This is a genomic window from Stenotrophomonas sp. P5_A8, from assembly GCF_056400545.1.
This window is the reverse complement of the sequence record NZ_JBFULB010000595.1, coordinates 1-979: the sequence shown is the minus strand read 5'-3', so window position 1 is coordinate 979 and position 979 is coordinate 1. Positions and strand designations below refer to the sequence as shown.

The window sequence follows — 979 nt, the reverse complement described above, 5'->3', positions numbered from 1 at the left end:
GCCACTGCCCGGCGTAGAAGTGTATGTGCTGGATGAACACATGCGACCGGTACCGCACGGCGTGGAGGGCGAGCTCTACGTCAGCAGCCACGGTCTGGGGCCCGGGTACCTCGGCAATCCCGAGCTGACCTCCAAAGCCTTCATCGACTCACCTCTCCAACCGGGTGTACGGCTGTATCGCACCGGAGACCGCGTCATCTGGCGGAATGGCATCGGCCTTGAGCATCGCGGTCGCGCCGACCGTCAGATCAACAAACATGGGTTTCGTATCGAACCCGGCGAGATCGAAAGCACCCTGGAGCAACACCCCGGCGTGGCCGAATCTATCGTGGTCAGCCACGGCGACGACCAGCAACTGGCGGCTTACGTGGTCCCGACACCGGCCGCGGCAGCTGATCCGGCTCCCTTCGGCCTGTTCTATTTCTCCGATGCCACCAGCACGCCCGGAACCGATGAGCTGGCGCTGTATATCGAAAGCGTGAAAGTAGCGGACCAGATGGGCTTCAACGCTATCTGGACACCAGAGCGGCACTTCACCGAGGTGGGTGCGGCATTCCCGAACCCGTCGGTGTTGAGCGCGGCCGCAGCCATGGTTACCAAGACGCTGCAGCTGCGTTCGGGCAGCGTCGTACTTCCGCTGCACGACCCGCTTCGGGTTGCCGAGGAATGGGCCGTCGTTGATCGCCTCTCCGGTGGCCGTGTTGCCCTCTCCTTCGCCTCCGGCTGGGTCCCCAACGATTTCGTACTCGCGCCAGACAACTTCCAACAGCGCCATCAGGCCATGCTCGAGGGGATCGAACACGTCCGGACGCTCTGGCGCGGCGGCACCATCACGCGAAAGAACGGCGTCGGCGACGTGGTCGAGATCGGTACCCAGCCGCGTCCGGTGCAAGCGGAGCTACCGGTCTGGATTACCGCTGCAGGTGCCCCTCAGACGTTCGCCGATGCCGGTCGCGTCGGCGCCAATGTCCTCACCCAC

Annotated in this window: 1 protein-coding gene; it reads left to right on the top strand. The window is 64.4% G+C overall.

The features are described from left to right. Nucleotides 1–979 (top strand): MupA/Atu3671 family FMN-dependent luciferase-like monooxygenase (locus tag AC1DQP_RS20925; RefSeq protein ID WP_478052490.1); only part of this gene is annotated, 979 nt, incomplete at both ends.